Origin of the sequence: Pseudomonas fluorescens (assembly GCF_000968015.1) — a bacterium.
In the GTDB taxonomy this organism is placed as follows: Bacteria; Pseudomonadota; Gammaproteobacteria; order Pseudomonadales; family Pseudomonadaceae; genus Aquipseudomonas; species Aquipseudomonas fluorescens_W.
This window is the reverse complement of the sequence record NZ_LACH01000108.1, coordinates 10,014-30,227: the sequence shown is the minus strand read 5'-3', so window position 1 is coordinate 30,227 and position 20,214 is coordinate 10,014. Positions and strand designations below refer to the sequence as shown.

Sequence of the window (20,214 nt, the reverse complement as noted above, 5' to 3'; positions counted from 1 at the left end):
ACACCTCGCAGAGATACGTGGTGTCGGTAAATTATTCAAAATACACACTAAATTTAGCAGGCTACGCCTCGAATGGAGCACATCGATGCAGCAAATCAATAATCTCAGCGCAAAAATTGCGAAATACCGGGATCAGATCGATGCATCCATTCAGCGCGTGGTTTCCAGCGGATGGGTAGTCCTGGGGCCAGAGGTCAAACGTTTTGAAGCATCGTTTGCCGAATATCTGGGCGCCAGCCACTGCATAACCGTAGCCAATGGTACCGATGCAATCGAATTGGCTCTCAAGGCTCTGGGTGTTGAAAAAGGTGACGTTGTTGCCACGGTTGCCAATGCCGGCATGTATACGACCACTTCTGTTCTGTCCATCGGCGCCGTCCCAGCCTTCATGGATGTCGACCTCGATAATCAGGTCGTAACGCTTGCGGAAGTAAAGCGCGCCGTTGAAGCCGGAGCCAAAGTTGTCGTCGTAACGCACCTTTACGGCTTGGCCATCCCGGAAATACAAGAGATCGCTGTTTTCTGTGCCGACAAAGGCATTCCGCTCCTGGAAGATTGCGCACAAGCTCACGGAGCCAGCGTACAAGGCAAACGTGTAGGAACATTCGGCGACGCCTCGAGCTTCAGTTTCTACCCGACAAAAAACCTCGGTGCGCTTGGCGACGGTGGAGCAGTAATCACAAACTCTGCCGAAATTGCTCAGCGAGTCTCACAATTGCGTCAATACGGCTGGTCCTCCAAATATTGCGTGGAATTGGGCGGAGCCAGGAACAGCCGCCTGGACGAAATGCAAGCCGCCATTCTCTCCGAGTTCCTGCCCCACCTTGATCAGGGCAATGCGCGACGCAACGAGATTGCGGAACGTTATCGCAACGAAGTAAATCAACCCGACATCGTTCATCCGCAGGGGAATAGCGGTGCTTGGGTCGCTCACCTCTATGTCATCAAGAGCCAGAAGCGTGACGCATTGCAGCAACATCTACGTGGCCTGCAAATCGCTTCTGAGGTTCACTACCCGATTCCTGACTACAAACAGCCCGTGTTCAAGAACGTCAACGTTGATTGCCACTTGGCCAACACCGAGCGTTTGGCAAAAGAGATTTTGACACTGCCATGCTATCCAGAAATGGAAGAGCATGAAGTCAGCGCAGTGATCAAAGCAGTCAATGGATGGACTGCATGACGTACTCGATCATCATCCCTGTGTATAAAAACGCGGAATCCATTCCGCGCTTGATTCAGGCCATCGATGAAATCAACAAGCGTTTGAACAACGAAGTAGAGGCGGTTTTTGTCGTCGACGGTAGCCCGGATGCATCGTTTGAGTTGATTCAAAAAGAACTGCCAAACCTGCCTTTTGCAGCGCAACTAATTGCCCACTCAAGGAACTTCGGTTCATTCCCGGCGATTCGAACGGGCCTGATGGCAGCAACTGGAGAATACTTCGGTGTAATGGCTGCTGACTTGCAGGAACCACCGGAACTGCTGATAAGCTTCTTTCAATCACTTTCTAACGATGAGTGTGACGTTGCCATTGGTACGCGCAACGCCCGTAAGGATCCTTTTTTTAGCCGAGTGGCCTCTTCAATGTTCTGGGGGCTTTACAGAAAGCTGGTCGTCCATGACATGCCTAAAGGTGGCGTCGACATCTTTGGCTGTAATAACACTTTCAAAGAACAGTTACTGAAGCTAGAAGAATCTCGTTCGTCACTGATCGCATTAATCTTCTGGCTCGGCTTCCGAAGGAAATTCGTCGATTACGATCGCCAGACTCGTCAGGAAGGTAAATCAGCCTGGACGTTCAAGAAGAAGCTGGAATACATGATGGACAGCGTCTTCGCTTTCACCGACTACCCTATACGTCTATTGATAAAAATGGGCGCGATAGGCTCATTGATGTCAGCAGCTATAGGCCTGCTGGTCATCATTGCAAGAATTCACGGCACCATCGCAGTACCAGGGTATGCCGCTACCATGGTCGTGGTCCTGCTGCTGGGCACCTTGAATCTACTGGGTCTGGGACTTGTAGGCACTTATGCGTGGCGCGCCTATGAAAATACCAAACAGCGACCGTTGGCAGTCGTGAGCATACAGTTGAACAACCGAGAGCAAATCAGCCATGTCTAATCCGACGATCCACCCTAGCGCAGATGTCAAAAGTACCCACATTGGCCAAAACACCCGTGTTTGGCAGTACGTTGTCATTTTTCCTGAAGCGGTGATCGGCTCGGATGTAAACATCTGCTCTCACTGCCTGATTGAAAATGATGTCGTGATCGGCGACAGAACGACGATCAAGTCGGGTGTTTATGTTTGGGATGGCCTGAGAGTTGGCAATGATGTGTTCATTGGTCCAAATGTCACCTTCACCAATGACAAGTTTCCTCGCTCCAAGGTTTACCCGGAAACGTTTCTGCAAACCGTGATACACGACAAGGCCTCGATCGGCGGCGGCGCCGTCATCCTCCCTGGCGTTACCATCGGTATCGGGGCGATGGTTGGAGCCGGTGCAGTGGTCACCAAATCCGTGCCACCGTATGCGATCGTGACCGGGTCGCCGGCGCGGATTACCGGGTATGTAGAGAATTCAGCGGCAAGCGACAACAGCGAAAAACCGAAGCTCGTTGAAAATGCAGAGTCGCAAGAAGGAATTACACGGGTTGGAGTGGGCGACGTCACCTCACACAACTTCAAATTCGTCGCGGACATGCGGGGCGATTTGTCGGTTGGCGAATTTGAAAAAGAAATACCTTTTGTTCCGAAGCGTTATTTCCTGGTGTTTAACGTACCCAGTCAAAAAACCCGCGGAGAACATGCTCATCACAAATGCCATCAGTTCCTTATCTGTGTCAAAGGGAGTTGCGCTGTAGTGGTAGATGACGGTCAAAGCCGCGCGGAAGTGATGCTGGACGCCCCGAACAAAGGCATTTATTTGCCGCCCTTGACCTGGGGTATTCAGTATAAATACTCTGAGGATGCAGTCCTGCTGGTATTCACTTCTGACTATTACGATTCGGCTGACTACATTCGGGACTACTCCGAGTTTTTGAAAATTACAGGTTCGAAAAACTAGTGAGTATTACCATTTCAAAAGAAAACGTTCGTCGATGGGTATCGTTCCTGGCAGGAGGTTGTTTGAACACCCTCCTGACCTATGGAATATATTTATTGCTGAACATGTACATAAGCTATCAAAAATCTTACATCATCGCGTACATAAGCGGGATCGTATTCTCATATCTATTCAACGCACAAATTGTTTTCAATGTGAAAAAATCATGGAAAGGGTTGATGGCCTATCCTTTAGTGTATCTACTCCAATATATATTAGCTGCCTTATTGCTTAGCCTTATGGTGGAGAGGTTAGGCATAGCTAAAGAAATAGCACCGCTTTTGATCATTGTCCTGCTTCTGCCTGTAACCTACTTGCTGAGCAAAACAATTCTTAAAGCCACAGATCAGCCCAAGACAGGAACGGACCAGTAGAGCCAAATGACAAACGTGACAGAGCAACTAACACATCAAAAATTTTCTCCTCCTCATTCTTGTGACGGAGTAAAGCTCTGGATGGTGCACACCTTACCCGTTGCTATTTTAGTATTGGCATTGTGGTTACCCTACGGATTCTCGCTGATCGGGTTGATTGAAGAGTGGTGGTTGTTAGGATCGTTAACAACTCACGGACTGTTCTTCGTCACTGACATATCTAGCCCCCTACCTGCCCATGCGTTACGGCCGTTGACGATCCTTCCTCAAGCCATCGCTTACTGTTTAGACCCCTACTCGTTTAAATACTGGAACGTACTCCTTGCGCTCGCATTGTGCGTAAAGGGGTCAAGCCTGAGCTACATAACGAGCAACATTACCGGCTCGGTAAAGTGGGGAGTTATCGCCGGACTGCTAATCGTCATATACCCAGCCGATACAATGCAACTTTCGTTCAGAGCGCTTCACATAAACTGGGCGCTTAGCAGCTTATTGCTGGGGACCGCGATATTCATCGCCGCCCTGCAAGCAAAATCGAAGATTTTACCTTATTTACTAAGTATCATATCCGCAGCGCTATTACTGACTGCCTGTGCAATGTATGAGGCATCACTCTTGCTTACAGTGCTGCCATTTTTAACGATACTTATTAAATCAAACTTAAAGTTAGCTGTTTCACAGATGCGCCAACACCTATGGAAGCACCTGATCTGGCTGATGGGCGCCTTTACCTATATCGCCTACGTTATTCACACTGCGCCACTGGTCAACAGCTATCAGAGTGGTGTCACTGGCGGCACCAGTGCTATCACAACGCTCATGCATTCCCTTCCCAATTTGTTTTCTATAGGCTTGCTGAGAACGACCTTGGGGGGTTGGTATGACGCAACACGAATAACTGCAACGGAGTTCAGCACCTACTGGTACGCCATAAGTGTGACGATTGCTATATTTACTGCACTCTTTCTATTGCTATCCAGCCACAAAAAAACAAAGACCGTCGGGATTAAAATCTCTGCAATAGTTTCGTTCCGACTTTTGATTGCCGGCATCATCTTAGTACTTTTAGGGTACGCGCCTTTTCTACTGTCGACATCACATCAAGCGATCAGCCAACGTACATTCCTGTTCGCAAGTCCTGGTGGCGTATTAGTAACACTTGCCGTACTGATTGCCGTCAGCAAAGCCAGCAAAAACCTGGCAGCACTTTGCGTGGCTCTATTCGTTTTTATCGGACTGTCCAGCCAACTCTTTCAATTCCACCACTACGTCAAAATATCTGATAGGCAACGCAACATTCTAAAAAATATTGTCGAACAATTTGATGGTAAGAGCGATAACAAAACGCTAGTAATCATCGACAAGACAAATCAAATCAATAACACATGGATGTTTATAAACGAAAACCTACAGGCCACTCTTAACTACATCTACGGTCATCCTTTCAACGCGCTGGAGGTATGCCGCGAAGATGGCAGTGAGTGGCAGTATAAGGACAGCGTTGGCCGAAAGGGAACCTGCGAGGAAACCACGAGTGAATGGATCTTTCACTACCCGACCTCCATAAGTGGTCCAGGGTTCGAACCCACTAAAGGTTTGGAAGACAAAAAGCTAGCCAAATCCCAAACCGTCACTATTACTGTGAATCCAGACGGGACTCCCGAGATCAACCCAGGTCGCGTGGAAATGTTACGCAATGACCAAGGCCGCACTGGCGCGATCTATCGTGGATTTATCGACAAGCCTGATTATCAAAATCACTGGATTGGTTTCACTGACCAAGAGCCCAGCGAGAATTACTTCTGGGGGTTTGGTGATTGGTGGAGTATGGAATTGCCAATAGCAGGCTCTGGCTGGCGCGAAGCTGAATGGACTGTTAACAAATTTCAGCATAACGCCTCTGCTTGGAAAACCAATAAACGAGCAATCCTCGACTTTAAGTTTTCACCCTCATCAGACCGTTATGAACTGCACGGAATATTTTATGCAGTCGTTAGCCCTGCAATAAAAACAAGTCTGAAAATTGAAATGAATGGCATCAATATCCCATTAGAGTGGAAAGACGACAACAGCTTTCAAGCTCAGCTCGCAAAGAACCAACTTCGAGACGGAAAGAATACAGTTACTTTTATTTCCGACGTTGATGACCAGTATTTTGGGTTTGCGGGAAGACTTGATTGGATTGAGATAAAAAAAAGCATTACCCACTGAAGCACTCTTGCTTCCTGCTCATCCAATCAGTGATGTGCAGGAAGCATCGCTCCGTGTTTAGCACCCTACAAATTACGTGCTGTACTTGATTGCCAACATGCGCCCAGGCTCCTGTACAGTAGGCGCTCCATAAACCCCCGCATTCAAAGTTACCACCTGATCCCCGATGCTGTGCTCACGATCCCTTTCCGGAGCCAGCACCTAATGATGCGTCCCGACGCAAAAGTCGAAAAAGTCCGTCTCTACCCCAAGCCCGTCGACATCCAACAATCCATCAACGGCCTCGCCGCTCTGGTCGAACGGGACATCAAGGTCGCGGTGTTTGACCCGGTTGTTTTCGTGTTTCTCAACAAGCCTCGAAACCGAGTGAAGATTTTGTATTGGGAGCGCAACGGCTTCTGCCTTTGGCTAAAGCGGCTGGAGTCCGAGCGCTTCAAAACATTGCCGGATTGTTCGGATGAAGCCATCGTGCTGACGGTTCAAGAACTCAACTGGTTATTGGTCGGTTTTGATTTGTGGCGCAACCGCCCGCATCAAGTTTTGACGCCTCGATTCGTCGCCCGATTCGGGATAATCTGCGGCATGATTTCCATGCCCAAAGACCTTCCTGTCGCCCCTGTTTTGCTCGAGTAACTGCTTGAGCAAATGCTGAGTGAGCACGAGCCGGATAAGGGCAAGATCGTTCATCTCGAAGAAGAAAACGCGCTGTTGCGTCAGCGCCTTTTCGGGCCAAGTCAGAGCAGACAGCCGATCCCACGCCCCCCCCCAAATGGCCTTGTTCAACGGAGCTGAAAGCGTGGCCGGAGTTGTCGACGAAACGATTGGAGAAGAGGTCGTAGCTCCAACCCAGCGACGGGGCGAACGCAAGACTCTGCCCGCCGATCTTCCGCCGTATCGAAGTCATTCACGAACTGCCCGATCATGTGCTGACCTGCGCCTACGGTTGCCGTAAACACAGCGTTGGAGCACCGGTTACAGCGGACAAGCGGGCTCAACTGATTGAAAAAAGCATTGCCAGCCCGAGTGCCCTGGCGATGCTGCTGACGACCAAATACGTCGATGGCCTGCCGCTGTATCCTTCGAAAAATTGCTGGGCCGCCACAGTATCGATATTCCACGCCAAACCTTGGCGTGCTGGGTTATCCGGTGCGGCGAACACCAACAGCCATTGCTCAATTTGATGCGCGATCGGCTACTGGAAAGCCACTGCGACGAAACGCGTGCGCAAGTGCTGAAAGAACCTGATCGAGAACCCAGTAGCCAATCCTGGATGAGGGTGCAAACCGACGGGCCGCCGAATAAGCCTGTGTTCCTTTTTGACTACTCGACCAGCCGGGCGCAGGAGGTTCCGTAGCGCCTGCTCTAAGGTTATCGCGGCTACCTGATGAACGATGATTACGCTGGTTATAACGCCTTGAGCGCGCAATCCAGTGTCGAACGTTTAGACTGCTGGGCACACGCACGACGCAAGTTCGTCGAGGCGCAAAAGGTGCGTCCTAAAGGCAAAACCAGGCGTGCCGATATCGCCCTGAATCTGATCAACAAGCTGTACGGTATCGAGCGAAATTTAAAAGAAGTCGGCGATGAACATGGCCACGAAAGCCTGCAGCAAAACGGCCTGTCGGTGTTGGCGCAGTTGCAAACATGGCTGGAGAAAACCCAGCCAGAAGTGACGGCGCAAAATGCATTTGGCCAAGCCATCAGCTACCTGGCCAGCAACTGGATCAACTTGGTGCGCTACACCGACGCCGGTTACTTGCCGATCGACAACAATGCGGCAGAGCGTGCGATCAGGCCCTTCGTTATCGGGCGAAAGAGCTGGCTGTTCAATGACACGCCCAAAGGCGCGATGGCCAGCGCTCAACTTAGCAGTTTGGTCGAGACGGCTAAAGCCAACGGCCAAGAGCCCTATGCGTGGCTGCGCCACGCACTGGAGCGATTGACACAAGCCGCACGCTTAGAAGCCTTCGAGACCTTGCTGCCGTGAAACTGCACGCCGCAAATTCCAAGATAGCAATAAATCCCCACTTTTAAATGTGGAGTTCATGGAGCGTTTACCTTGAACTCACAAAGCACACCCGCCAAAACTCGGGATATTATAGTGTGAAAAAAACACCATTAATGCTGCAGCAAATCCAAGTCCGGTCAGGGCGGGAATTGCACCTGAAAAGACAAATTAAATCGGCATTATCACTCGTAAATTTCGTGACGTTTTACTGAGAATCGATAACAGAATGCAGTCATCTTTTGAAAGCCCCGTTAGCTCAGCCTACTTTCGCTTTGCGGCTCGGGTATATTAAAATAAGACTTCCGGGCAGAAAAGGTACGATATCTATTCAGGAATATTTTGCCCGCACGTAGACCATACTGCTCTACACTTTTATGTAATCCAAAGCATACAAAAAACAACACAATCAATATTTGAACTTTTGCCGGAATAAAAGAAAACTCAAAATAATCCACCAAGGAGGATATGTAACTCCATAGCCAATTATGAAATAAGTAGACGGAGAATGTTATATTAGAAACCAGTCGTATCAGCGGGCCATCTTCAATCCGGAACCGCAAGCTCCACCCAACGAGAAAAATGGCAACAGCATAGAATCCATAATTAAACTCCTTCCAGTTAGGCTGATACTTGGCAAGCATGTATAGAAAGCAGCCAAACAGAATAAAAAAGGTAGCGATACACAGGTTCTTTCTGGCGCTTCCAGTTTCCCAAAGATACACACAGGCGCCCATGAACAGAAACGATGAATAAATCGTCTGATACGCCAAGGGGAGATTTGCAGCGCTAGGAAAAGGCGGCAGTAAAATAATTCCTGCAGCAATGATTATAAATACAACAGGTAAATATTTCTGGCACTTTAATAGGCCTAATCCCTTGATGATGGCCATGACTATATAGAAAGCAATTTCCAGCCTGAGAGTCCACTCAACCCCTCCAAGAGCCAACGGAGTACCAAAGAAATCACCGATCAAAAGAAGTCGTGGCACCCATACTGAGAGAGGGGGAAAGACGGCACCTCTTAAAAAATGATCGAATAAACCCTCCATCAATACCGCTACGATAAATAGCGGATATATCCTGAAAAATCTCTTTAGCAAAAACTCAGGCGTGGATTCCGTCTGCAGCACATGTGTGATGATATATCCAGATGTCAGAAAAAAAACGACGACCCCCGCCCCTCCGCCGTAGCACAACGGAAGAACAGCTTGTGCAAAATACCGGACAGTTATATGCAACGCCTCATTAGAAGAGGCAAAAGTGAGCGAGTCATACAGTTTGTGAGCAATTAGTACACTGACAAATGCAAATATCCGCATAACGTCGAGAAAAACTACTCTGTCGGTGATTCTGTTAGCCATTTCTTGACCGCGCATTAAGGAGTTGAAGACCGCTGACTGAAGGAGCCATTGCAACAGCGTGAATTCTACAAGCCTTGGCTCCCACTGTCAGGTTTCACGCACTCCGATGTGAAAGAAGCCGCGAACGATGCCTCACTTCGTCCGCAGTGGCGACTTCTTGAGCCTAAAAATCAATTGTCCACGGCTGATCATCCCCTTAAGATGCCAACCCAATCGGGATCCGCTAAGCCTGTACTTGTCTCAGCCCCGAAAAAATGAGCATGCTCAGGTACTTCGCCATCACTACGAAGCATGGACACCTAAGGGGTTATATTTCCAAAATGTTGCGCATCGATAAAAGCCCCGCAGTGAGTAGATCAACCACTCAAAGGTGTCATCCTGCCTACCGACCCGATATCGATGGCTTAAGAGCTTTTGCGATCCTCGCCGTAGTCATCTTCCATGCTTTCCCCACTCTGCTTCCAGGTGGATTTGTTGGAGTCGACGTTTTTTTTGTAATTTCCGGTTATCTGATCTCTAGTATTATTTTCAAGAACCTGGAAAGCGGCACGTTCAGTTTCTATGATTTTTACAGTCGTCGTGTACGCCGAATATTCCCGGCGTTGCTGTTGGTGTTGGCTGCAACATTCGCGTTTGGCTGGATAACACTACTAGCAACTGAGTTCCAACAGCTAAATAAACACATAGCTGCAGGACTGTCCTTTGTACAGAATATCGTTCTGTTTCAAGAATCTAGCTATTTTGACGTAAGTTCAGAGTTAAAACCTCTTACCCACTTATGGTCACTTGGGGTGGAAGAGCAATTTTATCTAGCCTTTCCAATTATTGCACTGTGCATCTGGCGCTGGAGCCTAAATGCGCTGATTATTATCACTACAATACTATTGACGTCTCTTTGCTTTAATATCGTAGAAGTATCAGCTAATACCTCTGCTGCATTTTTTCTTCCGCAATACCGTTTCTGGGAGCTACTATGTGGTAGCACTCTGGCCTACATCGGCATAACAAGAAATTCCGACCCACCAACGTTGATCATTTCTAATCTAGCCTCAGGTCTCGGCCTTGGGATACTAATCGCATCCATCATATTCATTAACAAAAATCTGCAGTTCCCTGGGTATTGGGCACTGCCGCCAGTATTGGGATCCGCGTTAATAATCGGCGCCGGTCAAAAGTCGGTGATTAATAAATATATCTTTAACAACCGAATTGCTGTTTGGATTGGACTAATCAGTTACCCATTGTATCTGTGGCATTGGCCGTTACTTACATTCGCAAGAATTATCGAATCGGAAGTACCAAGCCCGCAAACAAGAATAGTGGTTGTTCTGGCAAGCGTAGGGCTTGCATGGATGACTTACCGTTTTGTAGAGAAACCATTCAGAGCGAAACCCAACCCGAGATTGATTTTCAACGGCCTTATAGTAACGGCGGCCATAGTTGCCTCTGTAGCCGTATTAACTGTCATGAACAATGGATTTCCATTCAGGCAAAAAGACCGTGAAGAGTTCGCGCAATCATTCGCCAATACGGCCCCAGACTGGAAGTACTTCACAAACAACCAGACAGCGGTTCGCTTCCGCATGGATTGCGACTTTTACGATACAAATAGCTTTTTTAAAGGAAAAGCCACAAATATTCCCGCAAGCAGTATAGCTCCAAGTTGTTACACCCCAACCTCGAACAAAAAAGTTCTTTTGTGGGGTGATTCGCACGTTCAGCAACTCAACTATGGCCTTACACACACGCTACCGGACAGTGTCTCAATTCTCCAGGTAGCCAGTTCGGGGTGCTCTCCTAATCTCCCCGATAATTTCTCAACTGAGGCGGAGTACTGCCGGGTATCCAACCAAAAAGCACTCGAAGTCATTAAAAAAGTAGCGCCGGAGGTAGTGCTAATTGCGCAAATCACAGGACATGACACTGTAAATGACTATAAAGCAATGACAAAGCTGCTAAAAAGTTTTGGCGTGGCCCACGTCGTAATCGCGGGTCCTGTCCCCAAGTATCAGGCGAGTTTATATCAAATCATTACAAGGAAGTATTGGCTGTACACACCGAGGCGCATCATTGCCGAAGTAGACAGATCCGTATTCGAAGTAGACGCCGCCCTTAAAGAAAAGTATGGAAGCGGTCAAGGAGGCTTTGAGTACTTCTCTATGACCAATCTGTTTTGCAACAATGATGGATGCATTACCTATCTGGGCAACGATCGCAAGAACGGACTGGTAACATTCGACGCCACACACCTGACTTCAATTGCATCGGTCTATGTCGCTAAAACTGCCCTTGCCGAAGTCATTCTTAAAGACCTGAAGATGAATCCTTGAAGACAGAGCAATATAAAGCTAACCGAATGCGAAATTGCTTGTGAAGCCGACATAACACCCATCGACTTCACAAGTAAAATCTCCTTCCTCTAATAACAACCAAGACTTCAAGGTCATGGGAGTTCATAAGAAATGCACGCCATCGCCGCGCTTGTAATACCCAAGGAAACCGAAGATAGGAAAATAAAGATCAATGAAAGGAGCAGCCAATACTGACAAATTGTTGCTTTAAAGGTTGCCCATTCGAACCGTGTAACAACAGCACCGAACAATACCAAATAAACAGGCATGAAGAATCGAGTCTCCACCGCCCCCGGCAAGATAGCTAATACAGGCAAAAGAACGGGCGCGAGGTAAGCCGCCTCAATCCATCGTTTTTCTTTACGCAACCAATAGATGAATATGCAGAAAAACAATAAGGTAAAACAAAGGAACGACACGACACTTTTATTTGTAGAAGATTTTTCGGCATAAACGATGCCATCACGAACATCCAAACCATTGATAAAATGTCTGCCATAAATACCCAGAAACTGCACCGGATGCTTTAAGACCATCGACAAATATCCACGCAAGTTAGGATCTGAGAACGATGAGCCTTCAAGATTCCGAAGCGCAATACCCGCAGGATCTCGGTAGTAAAGACTTGGCGCGAGGCTGTCTTTGCCCGCATAGGTCTCATAACGCTGAACCACCACCCCCCAATAGAGTTGCTGAGCCATTAGCGGTTTGCCCTTCACCATGGCAATCACCAAGGGCGTGGCGGTCCCATGTATACGCTTGTTGATCAACATCTGTGGCGTAGCAACGATTAAAGCGCCTAATACAAAAGCAAGCATCCCAATAGTACGCAAACGCCAAGACTTGTCGCGCATAAACACAAATAAAACGACGAAAAAAAGCGCCATTGCGGCGAATAGATAAATTGTCCGAATATTATAGGCCGCGCTGACTGCCGCACCGGAAAGAAATAACCAGCACAACCAATATTTTGAGTTTGCGCGACTCGCCAGCGCAACGCCTATGATCAGTACAAGTAGTGCAGGCAAGTCAGATAGTGGGAACAGGAATAAGCCTGGAAACAAGGCAATTGTCAGTAGCGCGAAAGTCGTCCGTCGAGCGAAGGATAGCTTGCCTCCAAAAGTCCTCAAGAAAAAATTAGTTACGGGGCCTGTCAGCAAATATGCATACACCGCAGAGGAGGCGAACTGAAAAACAATTCTACCGTTATCACCGACCAGATCAGCAAGTGCGTGAACAGGCACGAGTACAAGTGGATAAAAATATCCACGCGCCACCTCAGGAAAGTTAATTATGATCGAAGGTGAACTAAGCGACCAATACAAACTTGAATCAAAAGGATAGAAAGAAACATCCACGATCCGATGAAGTACTAACGACAGCACGAACACCGTACAAAAAGAAAAAAAACGCTGCCGGTGTTGAAGTGAGCCCAATAAATCCATAACAGTCTCTACGTCCAGTTTTTTAATGCGCTATTCTTGTCATTTCATGTGCACAATATAAACGCAAAGCTCTAAGCTATATTTCGTTCAGCAACACCCATTACTTTAATAGCGAGCGATATATTTCGCTGTAGGACCTAACCATATCATCGGCCTTGAAATACTTTTCATAACGCTTTAGAGCATTCTCCCCCATGTTGGCGGCGCCCACGGGATCATCCCACAGCTTCTTCATAGCGCTCGCAAGCGACGCACTGTCCCCCGGGAGGGCGACACAGCCTGTTTCACCTTTGATATTGATGTACGTCGTACCCGTTCCAATTTCGCAGGAGATGAGCGGCTTCCCATACATCGCCCCTTCCAGCAGAGAAATCCCGAAGGCTTCGGATCTGAGGTGGGAGGGAAATACCAAAGCAAAACACAGGGTCATCAATGCGGCCTTATCACTATCGGGCAGGGCACCGACAAAAAAGACATTATCGAGGTTCGCATCTTTAGCCTTCTGTTTCAGGGCCATTTCCATGGGCCCCTTGCCCATGATCACGATAGGCAGTTTCGTTTGCTGAGCCGCTTCCAGAAGAAAATCAAGGCCTTTGTAATAACGAAGCGCCCCGACAAAAAGGAAAAAGCGCTCCCCTACTGCTTCACGCCAATGCGCCAACGATGCTTCAGTCGCCTCTGGGTACGTATTGCGATCGATACCAATGGGGACGACCTTGACCTTATCCACGTACTTGCCTAGCGTTTCGCTGCTGGCAACATAGTTAGGTGAGGATGCAACGATTACATCTACATTTCGAAGAAATGCGTGTAAGAGTGGATTATAGAGTCGGAGCAATGACTGCTGCTTCACGATATCGGAGTGATACGTAACAACGGTCGGCTTCTTGACTCTGGTTAGAAAGTGAACCATATCCATAAACGGCCAAGGAAAATGGTAATGGATAATGTCGGCTTGTTTTGCCAGCTCGTAGAAGTCTTTTACCGCCCCCACTGAAAAACCAGTGGAAGCAATCTGAAAATTTTCATACGAGCGGTGTGTAATATGGTGTCCGAGCCGTTCATTGCGCATGGCACCACGGGGACTAAGGTAAAGAACTTCAGACTCGATACCGTGCTGCGTCCCTCCCTCAGCGAGCTGAAAGATAACCTGCTCTACCCCGCCCATGGTGTCTGGGTAGTAAGTCTTGAAAAAATGCAGGATTTTCAATGTTTACGCCCCAAATACTTCGCGGGAACTCCCACGTAGGTACCGGCCTGTACCAGATTGCGATGAGCACACGCCCCCGCGCCCAGCATGACATCGTCTGTCACTTGCAGCCCGTCGATCACCGTTGAGCCTGCGCCCAGGAAACAGCGATCGCCTACGTGACTCCGACCAGCAACCACCGCTCCGACCGAAATGTGGTTGTAGTCACCCACCACACACTCATGCTCAACAATTGCGCCTGTGTTGATAATGCAACCACGTCCGACGGATGCCATCGGCCCGACATGAGCGTGATGAGCAATAAAAGTCCCTTCACCGATCTGGGCTCCAACGCCTATGGTGGCGCTGGGAGAGATGAGTGTCGCTAAGGGCCATCCCTGCCGAATAACCCATTCGCACTGCTCAATTCTCTTTTTGTTATCGCCAGCTGCAGGAATGACTGACCAATCTTGGGGCAGCTCAAAGTCCAGAGACGCTTTCACTGGAAACGAACAAAACGATTCATCTGGCTTGGCATTGGCGTCGATGAAGCACAACTGTGTCACTCCCGATGCGAGTGCAACGTCAGCCACACTCCGGGCATGACCACCAAACCCCAGAATCAGCATGCCTGTGATTGGAGTCATAGCTGGGCCTCCAACGGGATACCGCCGCCTACAGAAATAGCTTCAAGAACAGTGATGTGCTCATTCACAACATCCGTCCAGGTGCGCTGAATCAGGCTCTGATAGATTTTTTTCTGCAGTGTCAGAAGCTCTTCTCGATGAGCAAGTGCCCATTCGATACGGCGAGCAATATCTTCCCATTCAAATGGGTCAAAAAATGTCGTGTCTTGAAGCTCGGGCTGATTAAGTATTTCCTCGGTAACCGCGATTCGAGCCATGACCACCGGCGTGTCTACGGACAGAGCCTCGGTAAAGGTAAAAGGGCATCCACCTTCACTCAGACTAGGGTTTACTGCCAGATCTGCCAACTTGTAACAGGCAGCAAGCTGCTGCACCGTCAGGCCGTGCAAGCATAAAACGTCGTTCTCCAAGTTGTGTTCGGCGATAAACTTTTGAACCGCCGGATAACGCTCAGGATCACCGGTCAAAATCAGCTTGTGACTGATATACTTTTTTCTTAAAAGAAATTCGTATGCACGCAACAACATCAACAGGTTTTTGTTCGGCCTAAACTGACTTGCATAAAATATAAACTTGAACGATGTATTTGCAAAACCTACCGTATAGTTCTTATTAGAGGATTTAGGCATCGCACTACCAAGAAGCGTTTGTGCATAGTGGAGCGAGGTCGCTTCCAGATCAGCAAACCCTCGGGTTGTGACCCACTGGTTCAGCATATTCGGCGCATGGTGAATCACCGATACATTAGAAGCGCGGATCGAATACTGTTCGACCAATGTATCCCACTTGATCGCGCTGCTGTAGGTGACGTAATACTGCCCAGTCTGGATTGATCGGCGAACATCCTCAAATGTTTGCAAAAAGCGTTCACCTCCCACACTTGAGAAGCCGACGGGGAAATCCGATAGCACTACATCTGGCACACACATCAGACGTGGACGATCTATTTTGTTGAAGGCAGGCCAAAAAGCAGTAGGACTGTACCAAGCTTTTACATCAGCCAGGTTATCAATCAAGTGAAGCATCCGCTCTGACTCAATTCGCTCCATTCGCTTATATAGTCGAAAAATGAAAGCGTCGTTTTTCGGTTCCCCAACGGCCCCTCGTGCGCGTGATAAAAGGCGCCGAAAAGGTCGGGACACTCGCTTAAAAACAAACTTGAGCTTTATGAAAAAGAGAACAATCAACGCCAAGATAATGACTGGGCTAATCAAAAGCGCAAGGCCCGCAAGAAAAAGTCCTTCTACTAGCAGCAACGCCAAGCCCGAGTAGGAATTAGTCGTGACTAACTGCTGCTCAACGTGATCAATGGCAACTCTTTTAATCGCTGAGGCCCCATTGGAAAGTCTTTTTAATAGTCCTGGCTTCCGCTTTCGTTTCTTGCGAGCCATGTAGGCTTCGTAGACGCGTAATACCATCGGCTTTTTCGATGGAGAAACTAATTCAAAGCGCTCTTGTGAAACACCCTCGCTGCGAAATAGATCTTGAAGTCCTTCTTTCGACCAACTCGGGCATACCAGCACAAAGCGCACATCTTCTCGGTCGCTTGCCCCTTTCAGAAAAGCAGCGAGGTATCTACCCAATCCTTCATGACGCAAATCCAAACCCGGCGCGTAAGCCAAGTAAATACCATATTTATTTATAGACACTCTCTTATGACTCCCCAATATTGTGCCGCCAACTTCTCAACGCCTTGTTCTGCCAATACCTCAGGCGAAGGAAGCAGGGCCTTCTTGGACAAGTAAGTCAATTCCATCTCTTTCAACTGGTGCGCCATCTCTTTGTAGTCGGAGGCATTCATCCAGGACAACTGCAGTGAAAATTGAACGTCCATCTCACGCATGGCGGGATAGTCACTGCTCAATGCCGGCACACCTAAGCTAGCGGCCTCGACAACACTGAATGAACCGTTGTCAATTTTTCCTGCATGCCATAGAAACGTTGCATTTGCCAAAGTGCAACGGTATTCAAAGTCAGGGAGTTCGCCAAGCCATTTAACTTTCTCCGATAATGCAGCACTTGCATTAACCACTGCGGAGAGAGACTTCAGGTGCGGCGCACTACTCTCTAGCAGATTGTCAGTGTTCACGCCCGTCACATGACAGAAGAATTGACCTCCGAGAGTTTCATAATAAAATTTAAGCGCCTTCAGTGCGTTCACATGATTCTTATGCGCGCCGGCATTAGTTGTCCATAAGAAATATGGCTGATCGGGCGCCGACAATATCCCAGGTCCAACTTTTGAAAAGTCGGGAGCCAGCATAGGCACTTTAGCAATTCGATTCACTTCAACGCCTGCGTACTGAATGGCGTCCTGCTTCGTAAACTCTGTCGTTACAAGCAGCTTCTGCGCCCTACGCACGGCACTAATAAAGTGTTCATCTCCGCTTTTCGAAAGTACCTTTTCATAGCGCTGGAGGTAGTCATAGACCATAAATATGCATGGCCGCAGAGGCACTAAGGGGGCCTCTACACGATCAGAGACTATGATCCACGCGTCGCAGTCCAGAAGCTGTTTAATACCATCATCCGGAACAACATATCTCCCGGAGTCCGGCTCCCAGCCGTCGTGACCTGCATATCGCATGGCTCTGCGTGCTGTTTGCGCGTCGAGAGTTTTCCAATGAAAAGTGCGAAGCTGAATTCTCTCATCCTGATCGGAAGGATCTTCTGCCTCTTCGTCAGCAGACTTCAAATGCAAGAGGACAACATCGACATCTTCTCCCCACTGCCTGCTTCCTTCATGCAAAGCTTCCGCTAACAGATGGGCTCCACGAAGGCTTCCCCCGCGATATTCGACAGGGACTACCACTGCGATTTTCTTGCGCTTGACTGGCCGCTGGCTTTGTTCCAAGCGGCTGACTTCCAGCTCTTGCAGAATTTCCTTGAAGCTGCTGACCCAAGCGGCTTCACAGTTCTCTGCGCGCATGGGCTCCAGCAGGACCGCCTGACTTCTACGCACTTGCTGGATAAACTTCGAATCATCATTCAAGATGCGACGAATTTTCTCTCTCGCTTCTTTGACAGACTCGCATCGACCAGGAAGGGTCGCTCCACCCATTCGATCCAGAATGCCACCACTCATGAAGATTAATGGCATGCCGACGCGGATCGCTTCGAAGGGATGATAATGAATATGGTTTGGTTCGCTGGAATGATAAAACATCACTCGCGACTCTCTCATATTGCGTTCATGCTCTTCGTGGGTAACAAATCCCAACACGTTCGGATCATCCACTTCAATCGGCTGAGAACCACCGATTTTGTAGGGCATCCCTTGCATATCCGAAATGAAATCTTCGTATACTTTTTTATAGTAACTACTAAAACCAATGTCCGGGCGCACGAAAAAAATGTGCTTCTGCTTTCCGTTCCAGATGTCATTGATCGCACAGTTATTCAGGCCCAGCGGTAAAAACGCCTTTCGTTTTTGCAGGTACATGGGCTCAGAGTCGGCAAGATGATCGTACGCGATCCCCAACCAAAGACGTCGTCCTAGTTTCTTTACTGACTGCGTACCTAACGTCAAGATTTTCACGACTTCTGAGTAACTTAGCGTCTTATCCAGCCCATAGGCTCGCCAAATGGCCGCGCCGGTGAATGATCGTGAAACCTCATTCATGAAGCCTTTTGAATGGCAGATGAAAAAGCATACATCAAAGTATTTATTGGCTATATCCCAAGCTTCTTTCGATGGCGCCACGTACCAGTTCTGCTGATTTAGAACCTCTAAGTCTTCAGCCGGGATGGTGAGGTTCGCATCTTCCGAATGATCTACGCTTGCCGAACGAAAACCGATTTCCTGTGGAAATGACTTTGGTAGAAAGAACTCTTTAACACCCAGAGACTTGAGCATTTCAAGCTCAAACTTACGAGCCGCACCATGGTTCAGCAGCCACATCACACGAAACGGTTTAGTTTGCATCAGCAAGTCCATTTATCTTCTTGTATTCGGCGATAGCGTCTGTTATTTCACCGTCGAACTTCAACTCACCATGGTGAAAGACCAAGCCTCGGGTGCAGATGGACTGCAAAGCACCGAAGTCATGAGAGGCCAGAACGAGTATTTCAGCCTTTTCGATCAGACTGGTGATACGTACTTTGGCCTTTGCCATAAAGTTGGCATCGCCCGCACCAATAACCTCATCGAGCAACAAAATGTCGCCACCGACGGTGGTCGATATAGCAAATGCCAGGCGAACTTGCATCCCGGCAGAGTACGTTTTAATCGGGTAATCAATAAATTCGCCCAGATCAGCAAACGCTACTATTTCGTCGATCTTCTCTCGCATGAACTTTGGAGACAGACCAAGCAACAGGCCACGGTAGAGAATATTCTCACGCCCCGTGGCATCTGGCTCGAACCCCAAGCTCAAGTCAAACAGCGAACGAACCTGGCCTTGTACGTCCAGTTCGCCACTGGAGATTGGATACAAACCGGCAACAGTCTTGAGAAACGTGCTTTTACCCGCGCCATTATGTCCAAGAAGCCCCACACGCTCGCCGCTGACAATTTGAACATTTATGTTCTTGAGCGCGTGAATATCGGCCACGTGATTATTGGCTTCTTTTTTTGAAAAGATATTCGCCATCAACGACTTTAATGAACGTTCCTTATAAGCCGCGGCTGCGTAATGGAGGTTGACGTTCTTTACATTGATTTGATTGATTTTATTCATTCTCATAGGTAAAAAATCACCTTCCGCTCTGCTTTGTAACCAACATACATCGCGATAAGACCAAAGAACAAAGCGGTACCCAAACTAAAAGCATAGTTGGCAAGGGTCGGCCATTCCCCTTGCAACAGTGGTGCTCTAAACAACTGGAGAATGTGATAAATCGGGTTGTAATCAACCAGCGCGTGCAGCCCACCGTTTTGAAACATTTTCGCTTCGAAGTACACTGGAGACACAAACCATAAAGACTGCATCACCAATCCAAGCGCGTGGGGGACATCACGAAAACGGGTGCTGATGTAGGAGAGAAGTGTGGATACGGGCCAGGCTATCAAGGCAACAACGGGAAATATCGTTAGCGTCGCCAACCAGCTCCAGCCGAAATTCTGCGGCATCATGATCGCGACCCAGAGATAGAGGGAAACGCTGGCCAGCATGAGCACGATTGAGCTACCGAGCACTGTTCGCAAGGTATAAATTGCCAGGGGATGATTACATTGTTTAATGTAGGCATCCGCCTGAACGAAAGACAGTGAACCGCCAATTGTATTAGCGGAAATGAACTCCCAAACGACGATCCCTGAGAGGACATAGGGTGCGTAAGTTAATACGTCCGTATTGAACAGCCGGCTAAACACCAGTGTCAGGAGTATTGTCATACCCAGTGGCTGGATAATTGACCACGTCACGCCAAAAAAAGACCTGCGCCAGCGGGAGCGCAGATCAGCTAGAGCAAGATGCACCCAAAAGTATCGAGCAGCCCAAACGCGAGAAAAATACGAAAACATTACTTCCCCTGAATAATTAAATTCGAAAGCCTGGACATTATTCGTCCTCTTT

The 20,214-nt window shown here is 48.3% G+C and carries 15 protein-coding genes and 1 pseudogene; 8 read left to right on the top strand and 8 right to left on the bottom strand.

Annotation, left to right across the window (positions count from 1 at the left end):
• Nucleotides 1-85: 85 nt before the first annotated feature.
• The 7 genes and pseudogenes from VD17_RS30665 (at nucleotide 86) to tnpC (ending at nucleotide 7,684) form a co-directional block, all read left to right on the top strand.
• A complete protein-coding gene (locus VD17_RS30665; RefSeq protein WP_046057100.1) occupies nucleotides 86-1,183 on the top strand; it encodes a DegT/DnrJ/EryC1/StrS family aminotransferase in 1,098 nt (365 codons plus the stop codon).
• Nucleotides 1,180-2,127, top strand: coding sequence for a glycosyltransferase family 2 protein (locus VD17_RS30660; protein WP_046057099.1), 948 nt, complete (start codon nucleotides 1,180-1,182; stop codon nucleotides 2,125-2,127). Before VD17_RS30665 ends, VD17_RS30660 begins: the two co-directional genes overlap by 4 nt.
• On the top strand, nucleotides 2,120-3,073 hold the full coding sequence (locus tag VD17_RS32940) for a WxcM-like domain-containing protein (RefSeq protein ID WP_046057098.1): 954 nt from the start codon (nucleotides 2,120-2,122) through the stop codon (nucleotides 3,071-3,073). The genes VD17_RS30660 and VD17_RS32940 overlap by 8 nt, the downstream gene beginning before the upstream one ends.
• Entirely contained in the window at nucleotides 3,073-3,486 is a 414-nt protein-coding gene (locus VD17_RS30650; RefSeq protein ID WP_259674621.1) for a GtrA family protein, read from the top strand. The genes VD17_RS32940 and VD17_RS30650 overlap by 1 nt, the downstream gene beginning before the upstream one ends.
• Before the next feature lie 6 nt (nucleotides 3,487-3,492).
• The gene (locus VD17_RS30645; RefSeq protein WP_046057096.1) at nucleotides 3,493-5,697 is read left to right on the top strand and encodes a hypothetical protein; all 2,205 of its coding nucleotides are present in this window, start codon (nucleotides 3,493-3,495) and stop codon (nucleotides 5,695-5,697) included.
• 204 nt (nucleotides 5,698-5,901) lie between these two features.
• Nucleotides 5,902-6,330: an IS66 family insertion sequence element accessory protein TnpB gene (tnpB, locus tag VD17_RS30640; protein WP_185753266.1), complete on the top strand. Its 429-nt coding sequence runs from the start codon at nucleotides 5,902-5,904 to the stop codon at nucleotides 6,328-6,330.
• Between the two features lie 12 nt (nucleotides 6,331-6,342).
• A pseudogene (gene tnpC / locus VD17_RS30635) lies at nucleotides 6,343-7,684 on the top strand (IS66 family transposase).
• A 272-nt stretch (nucleotides 7,685-7,956) separates the two neighbouring features.
• Here the strand turns inward: tnpC and VD17_RS30630 are convergent.
• Nucleotides 7,957-9,066 carry an acyltransferase family protein gene (locus VD17_RS30630; RefSeq protein ID WP_185753265.1) on the bottom strand — a complete coding sequence of 370 codons (1,110 nt, stop codon included), beginning with the start codon at nucleotides 9,064-9,066 and terminating at the stop codon, nucleotides 7,957-7,959.
• Between the two features lie 320 nt (nucleotides 9,067-9,386).
• Between VD17_RS30630 and VD17_RS30625 the strand changes: the two genes are divergently transcribed.
• Complete coding sequence (locus VD17_RS30625) at nucleotides 9,387-11,396, top strand: acyltransferase family protein (protein WP_046057112.1); 2,010 nt, start codon at nucleotides 9,387-9,389, stop codon at nucleotides 11,394-11,396.
• A gap of 113 nt (nucleotides 11,397-11,509) precedes the next feature.
• Here the strand turns inward: VD17_RS30625 and VD17_RS30620 are convergent, their stop codons facing one another.
• The 7 genes from VD17_RS30620 to VD17_RS30590 form a co-directional block, all read right to left on the bottom strand.
• A complete protein-coding gene (locus VD17_RS30620) occupies nucleotides 11,510-12,862 on the bottom strand; it encodes a hypothetical protein (RefSeq protein WP_046057095.1) in 1,353 nt (450 codons plus the stop codon).
• Nucleotides 12,863-12,962: 100 nt separating this feature from the next.
• Nucleotides 12,963-14,072, bottom strand: a complete 1,110-nt coding sequence (locus VD17_RS30615) for a glycosyltransferase family 4 protein (protein WP_080932111.1) — start codon at nucleotides 14,070-14,072, stop codon at nucleotides 12,963-12,965.
• A complete protein-coding gene (locus VD17_RS30610) occupies nucleotides 14,069-14,698 on the bottom strand; it encodes an acetyltransferase (RefSeq protein WP_046057094.1) in 630 nt (209 codons plus the stop codon). The genes VD17_RS30615 and VD17_RS30610 overlap by 4 nt, the downstream gene beginning before the upstream one ends.
• Nucleotides 14,695-16,347, bottom strand: a complete 1,653-nt coding sequence (locus VD17_RS30605; protein WP_259674620.1) for a glycosyltransferase — start codon at nucleotides 16,345-16,347, stop codon at nucleotides 14,695-14,697. The genes VD17_RS30610 and VD17_RS30605 overlap by 4 nt, the downstream gene beginning before the upstream one ends.
• Nucleotides 16,338-18,635 (bottom strand): glycosyltransferase, encoded by a 2,298-nt coding sequence (locus VD17_RS30600; RefSeq protein ID WP_259674619.1) that lies wholly within the window; start codon nucleotides 18,633-18,635, stop codon nucleotides 16,338-16,340. Before VD17_RS30600 ends, VD17_RS30605 begins: the two co-directional genes overlap by 10 nt.
• On the bottom strand, nucleotides 18,613-19,383 hold the full coding sequence (locus VD17_RS30595; RefSeq protein ID WP_046057092.1) for an ABC transporter ATP-binding protein: 771 nt from the start codon (nucleotides 19,381-19,383) through the stop codon (nucleotides 18,613-18,615). Before VD17_RS30595 ends, VD17_RS30600 begins: the two co-directional genes overlap by 23 nt.
• Nucleotides 19,380-20,162 (bottom strand): ABC transporter permease, encoded by a 783-nt coding sequence (locus tag VD17_RS30590; RefSeq protein WP_080932110.1) that lies wholly within the window; start codon nucleotides 20,160-20,162, stop codon nucleotides 19,380-19,382. The genes VD17_RS30595 and VD17_RS30590 overlap by 4 nt, the downstream gene beginning before the upstream one ends.
• Nucleotides 20,163-20,214: the final 52 nt, after the last annotated feature.

Bases quoted from the DNA above. Each gene is read 5' to 3' on its own strand.
- VD17_RS30645 (WP_046057096.1), top strand. From the start codon at position 3,493: ATGACAAACGTGACAGAGCAACTAACACATCAAAAATTTTCTCCTCCT.
- VD17_RS32940 (WP_046057098.1), top strand. From the start codon at position 2,120: ATGTCTAATCCGACGATCCACCCTAGCGCAGATGTCAAAAGTACCCAC.
- VD17_RS30600 (WP_259674619.1), bottom strand. From the start codon at position 18,635: ATGGACTTGCTGATGCAAACTAAACCGTTTCGTGTGATGTGGCTGCTG.
- VD17_RS30660 (WP_046057099.1), top strand. From the start codon at position 1,180: ATGACGTACTCGATCATCATCCCTGTGTATAAAAACGCGGAATCCATT.
- VD17_RS30665 (WP_046057100.1), top strand. From the start codon at position 86: ATGCAGCAAATCAATAATCTCAGCGCAAAAATTGCGAAATACCGGGAT.
- VD17_RS30630 (WP_185753265.1), bottom strand. From the start codon at position 9,066: ATGGCTAACAGAATCACCGACAGAGTAGTTTTTCTCGACGTTATGCGG.
- VD17_RS30620 (WP_046057095.1), bottom strand. From the start codon at position 12,862: ATGGATTTATTGGGCTCACTTCAACACCGGCAGCGTTTTTTTTCTTTT.
- tnpB (WP_185753266.1), top strand. From the start codon at position 5,902: ATGATGCGTCCCGACGCAAAAGTCGAAAAAGTCCGTCTCTACCCCAAG.
- VD17_RS30625 (WP_046057112.1), top strand. From the start codon at position 9,387: ATGTTGCGCATCGATAAAAGCCCCGCAGTGAGTAGATCAACCACTCAA.
- VD17_RS30590 (WP_080932110.1), bottom strand. From the start codon at position 20,162: ATGTTTTCGTATTTTTCTCGCGTTTGGGCTGCTCGATACTTTTGGGTG.
- VD17_RS30610 (WP_046057094.1), bottom strand. From the start codon at position 14,698: ATGACTCCAATCACAGGCATGCTGATTCTGGGGTTTGGTGGTCATGCC.
- VD17_RS30595 (WP_046057092.1), bottom strand. From the start codon at position 19,383: ATGAGAATGAATAAAATCAATCAAATCAATGTAAAGAACGTCAACCTC.